This window comes from Caballeronia calidae, assembly GCF_900044055.2.
GTDB lineage: Bacteria > Pseudomonadota > Gammaproteobacteria > Burkholderiales > Burkholderiaceae > Caballeronia > Caballeronia calidae.
This window is the reverse complement of the sequence record NZ_FCOX02000137.1, coordinates 1-8019: the sequence shown is the minus strand read 5'-3', so window position 1 is coordinate 8019 and position 8019 is coordinate 1. Positions and strand designations below refer to the sequence as shown.

Below are 8019 nucleotides of genomic sequence, written 5' to 3'. Positions count from 1 at the left end.
GCGTCTGAGGGTTTCGCAGCGCGCGGTGTGGCCGAGACCGTTTTACGACGACGCAAGACAATGCGTCTGGGGCACGATTTACCAATTTACCTCGGCCTTTCAATGGGTGACACTTTTATTGACGAACTTGTGACACTTTTAATACGGTCTACGCGAGCGCAGGGCGGCATGCACGCTATCGTCCAGTTCCAACTCAATCCTGACCATCGTGTCCTTAGGGTTTCACATCGCAAGCTACGGTCGAAGGCTCTCGAACATGCCGCGTCAAGACAAGCACGGTCTTTTTGCGCGCATCGAATCGCGCACGCGCCGGGACGGTCGAACATGATCCCAGACAGCATCTCGAATAGGAATCCGGCGGTCGCGTCTCTCGATCGCCACCGTTCACACACGGATCCGGGCTCGTCAAACAGGAATGACGGAAATCGATTCCAAACCGGGGGCGTCGGGTGCCGGCGCGGGAAGGGCCACAGACGTCGCCGCGAAGCACGGTTAGGATTCGCAGAACTCCGCGTGACGCGGAACTCTCCTCGATGTTTTTTGACGCATGCCTTCCCGCTGCCCACATGCTCGACCTTCCCGTGCGTCCTCGCGCAAGCCCCTCAATAAAGCCATGTTGCTCCCGATGCCGGAGAACGCGGTGCGAGAAATCTCCCCGGTGAACCACCTGACTTTTGCCGCGTGTCGAAGTGGCGCCGGCTCCGCGTATCTGTTCAATGAACTGATCCGGATGATCTATCTCGCCTACTATGTTCAGGACGCGGGCTTTGGCGACACCGACTTGATCATCTACGCGCGCGCTGAGGCGGCCATGGAACGCGTGCTACAACGCGCCGAAAACGCGCGGGCCTGGACACTCGACGCCAACGACTTCCCGCTTTTCGAGGCAGTGTTGCGACAATCGGATCGTCAGCTCGCAAACGCACCAAGGCATGTTCATCTTGGCGCGCGTTACCGGCTCGACTGTTTCGTGACCGGCGAACGAGCCTCCCCGCTGCGCGCCGCGGCAACCGGCCACTAAGTTGGCTACTGAGCCGGCGACTGAGCGGGCCTTGGGACGGTGCCTACCTCGTCGGGAAACCGACTTTTGCCCGAGGTATCAATGCGCACGGAATTCGTTTCGTTTGATACGGATGAACGCCCCGTCAGGCATACTGAGCCAGTACGGGCCGCAAAATGATGGTGTGAGGGACGTGCCGACCCAAGGAAGCGTGAAACAATGCGCGATTTCGCCGCGTTTTCGCCCCACATCCGTTTTAAAACAATTACTTAGATTGGATTGCGGTTTCCGCGGCAATGTTTCACGCCGAGTTAATCTCTAGGAAGGCGTGAATCCGCGATGAATGTAGGACTCGATATTATTCCTCTGCAATCATCGAGCTGCTTGTGTGGTGAAGCGTCTGGTTGCATCGAGCACGCTGTCTCGCCGCCGAGGGCTCGACCGGTGAAGGACGCACGCGAACGAGAGCGCGATGGGCGGGTCCGGAGACGCGGAGACGGTTCGATGGGCGGACATCGTCGGCCGCTGGCGGACGATGACTGCCCATTTTTTCCGACAATGCATACGCCGGCTTGATATTCGCTGCCTGCTTGCCCTTCGGACCCATCTTCTCGTCGAACGTCACCTTCTGCCTTTCCTTGAGTGTCTTAAAACCTTCGGCGCGGATTTCCGAGAAATGGGCGAACAAGTCGTCACCCCCGCCATCGGGCGTAATGAAGCCAAAACCCTTGTCGTCCTTGAACCACTTGACCGTACCAGTTGCCATTTTTGCTGACCTAAAAAGTTGAAGACGGCGCCGCCCTCGCGAGCGCCGGACGCTATCTTGACTCGCTGGCACGCACTAGGCAACCGAGAAGATCAAGACGCGGCCCCTTCCGAATAATCAGTCTGAATGCCATTGCTCGCCTTAGGTGAATTCGCTCGGCCCTCCCCTGCTTCGCCCCATGGCGCGCGAAACCGCATGAACGGCTGCCGTACGCCTTCGATCGGCCACTCGAAGCGCGCCTGGATGAGGCGGTTCGGGGCCCTTCGCTGGATGTAGCGTCCGCGTCGAATCCGGCGCCCGACGCGACCTCCCTCGTGCCTCGAGACGCGCTGCAGGCGCGGTCTGAAAGCCACGACCGGTCCAACGTCACCGGCTGCACGATAATCGCTGCTTGCGCGATTCGCTCGGTCACTGCCCGCGCCATCGCGCATGGCCGCTTATCGTCGGCTCACGAGATCTGAACCGGGCAGCAGACATCAGCGGACGGCCCACCGTCCGTTCCCCCGAGTCCAGTTTCGCGATCCCCAGTTCCCGCCGGCAAAGCTTCCAGAACGGCACACCGGCGCTGCTACGTTTCGTCTGAAAGCGTGGACTCTCTGTACTCGCGTCAGGCGATGTTGCGCGCCAAAGTTGCCGCTAAGCACCGTACTGGCTCTCCGACAGCGTGGCTTCTTGTGCGGCACTTTGGACCGCTGTTGGGTCGCCTGGGACGGCTGCAGAAATCGTCCGCTGGTCGGCGCGCTAAGAGTGAAAGGCGCGGAAAATTCGCGTAGTCGCTCGGGCCAGGACGGGGAACCTCTTCGGGTTCGCGCCGGCATTTCGCTTGTGTGACGCCAGGCAGCTCATCGTCTGCCTGCCGCACTAGCGTAGAGGTGCGCGGCATGAATGATCGGCGCACGAACGGCGGACATCTTGGGACCAGCTTGCGAACTCGCTCCGCGGTCGTCGATGTGTATTGGCTTCTGGTCCTGGGCGTCGTTCGCCGTCCGACCTCGTGATCCGCATCGGCGGCTTGCTTCGCCCCTCTTGCGCATTCGCTCGATGTTGGCACCCCGTTCGGCTCACCATGGTCTCGCTCAGACCGTTCGGTCCTGGCGCCTCGATCGCCGTCTTGCGAGCAATCCAACCCGTGCCGGGTCCGGCGTTCGCGGAGAAACAGGGATTTGTTTCTCACGAGCGGGTTTTGAGGCGCCCGTCGGACCTGCCCATGCGGGCAATGCGCAGAGCTTTGTGGACACGATCGGTTGTTGCATTTCTATTGGGGCAATCGAGTCGGCCTGGTCCACGTGTCGTGCTCGTCCCTGCGTTCGTCGATGTCGCGCGACGCCGGGACAATTCATGTCGAGGTTTAGATGGCGGTCCCATGCGCCACGTCACGCGCCCGCTGCCCGCACTTTCAGGAGCTGACGCAGGCCGGCGATGTGCTCCCGCACCGCACCCGTCACCGGCGACTTCGCGTGCGCCAACGGTGCCGCGCAAGGCTGGGATTTGCCCAACGCTTCCCGTTGGGCGTGAGCGAAGCGTTCGAGGTCCAGCGCGGTGGCGGGACGGAGTTGCCCGGAGGCGAGCGCCGTCGCAAACGACGGCATCCATCCGGCGGCCTGCCGACCAATGCGCTCCGTGAGGTTAAAGATCGTCAATGAGTCACCAGCGGCCCCGATCACGAACTGGCGCGCGTCGTCCGCGTCGATGAACGTGCGGCCGGCATGTTGGAGGGCAACGGCCTGAGCGTCCACGTGCTGCTGCGCACGCGCTTGCTCGGCATGGTGGTCGGCGTTCCGACGGCGCACCAGCAGGGCGAAATCGACCGGATTGCGGAGCAGGGCGCGCAGGTAGTTGATCGGCGCCTTGGCGAGCTTCAGGTGATCCCAGGTGGCTTCCACGACATCGGAGAGGCGCTTGCCGTGCTCACGCGCCTCGCGCATGAGTTTGAAAATCAAGAAATCAAAAAACCCCAGGGTGCGCAGGCGCTGAAGATCTGCAGGCAGTTGGCCCGGTTGTCTCTTTTGAAAAACAGAAGGGCTTAGATCCTTATATATTCCACCGTCTGCCACATTGGCAGACGGTACGGTCAAAGATGACTGGGCCGAGGTGGACACGGTTGATGAGGGCGTCTGGGCGGGTTCGACCTCGTGCGCGCGCGGAGGCTCAATGAGGCCGAGGAGGGCTGCGGCATGCTCGGTGAGATGAAGGTAGGCGCGACCAAACAACCCGGCTTCGACATAGCGGCCCTGCGGGCGACGCTCGATGAGTCCAGCAACCTCGAGATCGTGGAGACCGCGATAGAACGTGCGCATGGATTGCAGGGCGCGGCGCGTGAGCAACTCACGGCGCGCAAAGATGGCACCGAACGGTTTTGCAGCGTCGACGGTGCGAGCGAGGGCAGAGAGCACAGCGCGAGCGCGCGGCGGAATCTGTTCGATGTGTGCGGCGCGAAACGCGGCCCGGAAGATGATCCAGGGCAGGTTGGTCGAGTCGCAGCGAAAAGCGGTGAGGGCGGCCGAATCTTCGGGGTGTGCTTCACCCTCGCCAGCAACGAAGCGTTGCGCGATAGACATGTCGAGCGGTCCATTTCAAGAAATGGATTGAATTCGCTTGACTGTCGATCTTGTTGCGCTACACTCCGGGTTGAGCGTTGTACCCTTTCCGGTTTCCACCCGGGGAGTGTGGTGCTAGGATTTCCAGCCAAGCCCACTTGCGCAAAGGCCCTCAGTTTCCAGCTGGGGGCCTTTGTCTTTCAGGCTTTAGGTTTGCATCGGTCTTAGTTTCGTCACGAAAGATCAATAAAAACAGGGGCTTAGAAATTGGGTTGCACTTAGAAGGGCCTAGCCGAAAGGCTAAGTAACTGATTGCACAGGAGTTTCGTGCCGAAACTGGTTACTTCAGTTTTGACTCGATTAGGGCTTGAATTTCCCTGGCCCATTCGTTTGCACGCTCTGCCTCCACCTTGAGTCGCACACCAATCACGCCACCGCGCGTGGTGATCTCACAGTAGCTCTTCTTGCCTTGCTTAACGATAAGCGTCTCGGCGGGAGGGGCCTTCTTTGCAGGCTTGGCCTGCACACTCGAAACTGCCTCCTTCTGCGTGTAACGCTCTTCCTTAACCAAGCGCTCAACAGCCTTGACGACTGCGATCGTTCGCCCTTCTGAGTGCGCGCGCGAAAGCTGAGCGGCGGCGTCGGCGCCGAGTCTTTCAGGACGCTCTTCGAGGGCGGCTTTTGCCTCGGCCGGCAATCCGTCAAACGCGAAGATCTTGCTTACGTGGGATTCCGACAATCCGACCGCCGTGGCCAGCTCCTGCTGGGTCAGGGCATCTGCAGCTTCTTGAAGGCGCTGAAAGTGCCAGTATTTCTCATAGTCGGAAAGCGAGGGAGCGAAGAGATTGGAAAAGAAGGCCAGTCGTTCGGCCTGATCTGGCTCCATGTCCGAGACGATTGAGTCGATCTCCTCGATGCCCAAGTCTCGATAAATCGCAACGCGGTTGTTGCCGGCGTTGATATTCCATTCGCCGTCTTCGCGTGCCTCCAGGATTACGGGGTGCACAAGCGGATGCTTGGCCAAGTTTGCTTTAAGTTCGGCGTATTGCTCGGCGGTAAGCTTGCGACGGCGCCCAGGAACCTCGTGGAGCTTCGAGATAGGGCGCTTAGCTCGTGCACCCTTTTCCAACTGCATCTTGAGATTGGCGATCTCTTTGCGTTGCCGTTCCGCGGTCGCTTGCAACTGCATCAATTGGCCTGGCGCTGTTCGAGCGGGTACGGGTTGGACGTCCAAGGCTTTTTCCTTGTCCTCAGGCGTCACCTGAATGTTCTTGGCCCGAGCAGCCTGTTCTTTCATCCATGAAGCCATTGTTACTCCTCCTGTGCCCAGATGGCGCACACCTTGTCATCTACGCGATCGACCAACTGATCTACCGGAGTGCGAATTCGGCGAAGCGTTTCGGCTCCGACATCATTTGGCCCGAGATCGTAGAAGGTCGAGAAGCGCATATTTGTATTGCGCGCCAAGTCCGATTCGGGAATCTCAATAGGCACGACGCGCGAACCATAGATCTGGGTAATCCAGCCTTGCAGGATCTGCGCGGCGGGCTTTGACGTCATGCGGGTAACAAGGACGTCGACGAAGTCAAATTCCTTGGCCCTGCCATCGTCGAACGCTTGCATCCCGTTGATCAGATCACCGAACAGGTGCCAGAACTGCACCATCGACGCAAAACTCAACATATCTGGCACGACCGGCACAATAACTCCGTCGGCCGCGAAAATCGCATTGATTGTGAGATAGCTAAGGGTCGGCGCGGTATCTACGATGATGTAGTCGTAGGTATCCTTCAGTTGTGCCAATCCGTCATGCAAGACCTGTTCAAAGCGAACCTCCCCGTCACTGGCTGCTCTTGCGGGCAACATGAATTCCGCATTGAACAGCTCGGTAGAGGACGGAATGATGTCTACGTTGGGCCAATAAGTCGGGACGGGAAGGGCGGTCATGTCGAACGGCTTGCCCTCGAGATAGGCCTCGATCAAGGGCATGACGGTTTGAGATGAATCGACTTCAGCATGCGGATTGATGCCATACAGCGTGCTTGCGCTTCCCTGTGGGTCAAGATCGATGTGCAAGACGCGGCGGCCTCGGCGCATCGAAAGACCTTGGGCGAGAAGGGTGGAGGTCGTGGTTTTTGTCACGCCACCCTTAAAGTTCGCCACAACGATAACCTTTGCCGGACCGTTGCGGGGGAGGGGATTGCGCTCAGAGCGGATCCATGCAATCGTCTCTTCGACCGTAAACTGGCGCGGGGAGCCGGGCTTGGCTTGCGTGCCTGCGGGAAGCTCGCCTTTCTTGAGCACGTAGCCCATGCGCTGCTTATCGATACCACACATCTCCTGCAGTCGCGCAGACGAGACGATCGGCGGCACTTTACGAGGGAAGGGCTCGAGCATCTCATCGCGGATTTTCTGCAGCATGCCGTCCGACAGTTTCGCCAGGTGCATGAGGTCAGCGCCCGTCGTTTTCCCTGCCTTGAGCTTTTTGATGGTGTCCATCGTTCTACCCGTAGCGTCCAGTGGACCGATTCAGAATGTTTCGACCAAACCGGTCGAATTGTTCGAAGATTAGTCGTTGTGAAAAGTAAACGCAAGTTAACTTTGCAAGTTCCCACGCGTCGCAGCGTCCCATCTGCGGACTTCTAGCCGGAATTCCTCGAAAGAAGTTGAAGTTATGGAACGGCTTTATGCAGAAGCACAAGAAGGGTCGGTGGAGACGGCGCTCATTGGGCGGAAGCCCGGTGCCTTCGATCCCGGCGGGAAACTTACCAAGCCCAGGAAGTTGCACCCATGTGTTTCTCAAAATCGGGGCCGCCGGTGTAACTTACGCTGCCGCGATTAACCGTCTGGCAAACCAGATCCAACTTCGAGGCGAGCCAACCTTTCTGCGCCTTCATCCCCGATCCGCGGAAACGCCACGGGTTGCATCCGAGTGGCTGGGCGACCTCCGATCCGAGGGACCAGATACTGGTCGGGAAGCGGCCCAGTGCTGTCGGGGCAAGCTCCGATCGCAGAAGCAACACGGTCTAAGGACTTTTACGACGATCATCTCTGACCCCGAACTACAACGCGCGGCACGCAGCGTTGGGCCAGAACAGCCGCCGATGTCAGCAGACTTTCGTTAGACGCCAGCCATTCGCGGGGCTGAAACGAGCTTGCGGCGGACATCACGTTTTCCTTTTTTATGTCGTGGTTACAAGATCACATTCGTTGTATCTGACCGCGGTACATTCCACAGCGCCCCTCGTTCTTGTCGGCCTTTGTCGACACTGAAGGTGCGTACAGCGTTCGAGCGCCTAAATGGTGCTGTTGGGGGGGGCACACACGGACAGTCCGATGCGGACAGTCCGAGGCCAGGATCAGCCAACTCTTCGTCCTTTCCTTTGATTCCGGGGATGCTTGTCTCGCCCCTCGGACGATCGGTCGCGTTACAACCGGGCGAATCCGCCTTACGTCGGACCGCGCTCTATTCGCTGACGCTCACCGGGCCCAAAACCCGTCCCGGCCATTCGGTGACGATCCCTTTCGCAACGTCAAAAGCACAGTCAGACGGGACAAACTAAGGGTCGCTGCCCCTGGCGCGCAACAAGGGAAATGGCTCCGCCCTGGCCGCGGGGTATCCCCAAAATTTTTTCGATAAAGCGCTGAAAAAATCCCGGGTGATCCCCCTCCCCGCGTCCAGCCCTTGCAGCTTGCCTCCCCGGTCGTCGCCCGAC

General features: G+C 59.3%; 4 protein-coding genes and 1 pseudogene. 1 reads left to right on the top strand and 4 read right to left on the bottom strand.

Annotation, left to right across the window (positions count from 1 at the left end):
* Window positions 1–613 precede the first annotated feature (613 nt).
* Entirely contained in the window at window positions 614–1021 is a 408-nt protein-coding gene (locus AWB78_RS40520; protein WP_062612663.1) for a hypothetical protein, read from the top strand.
* Window positions 1022–1568: 547 nt separating this feature from the next.
* On the opposite strand, the pseudogene AWB78_RS40515 reads toward AWB78_RS40520, so the two are convergent.
* The 4 genes and pseudogenes from AWB78_RS40515 to AWB78_RS40500 form a co-directional block, all read right to left on the bottom strand.
* A pseudogene (locus tag AWB78_RS40515) lies at window positions 1569–1766 on the bottom strand (cold-shock protein); the annotation flags it as partial.
* A 1373-nt stretch (window positions 1767–3139) separates the two neighbouring features.
* On the bottom strand, window positions 3140–4324 hold the full coding sequence (locus AWB78_RS40510) for a hypothetical protein (protein ID WP_062612661.1): 1185 nt from the start codon (window positions 4322–4324) through the stop codon (window positions 3140–3142).
* Between the two features lie 319 nt (window positions 4325–4643).
* On the bottom strand, window positions 4644–5612 hold the full coding sequence (locus AWB78_RS40505; RefSeq protein WP_062612659.1) for a ParB/RepB/Spo0J family partition protein: 969 nt from the start codon (window positions 5610–5612) through the stop codon (window positions 4644–4646).
* A gap of 2 nt (window positions 5613–5614) precedes the next feature.
* Window positions 5615–6802 (bottom strand): ParA family protein, encoded by a 1188-nt coding sequence (locus tag AWB78_RS40500; protein ID WP_062612657.1) that lies wholly within the window; start codon window positions 6800–6802, stop codon window positions 5615–5617.
* Window positions 6803–8019 lie beyond the last annotated feature (1217 nt).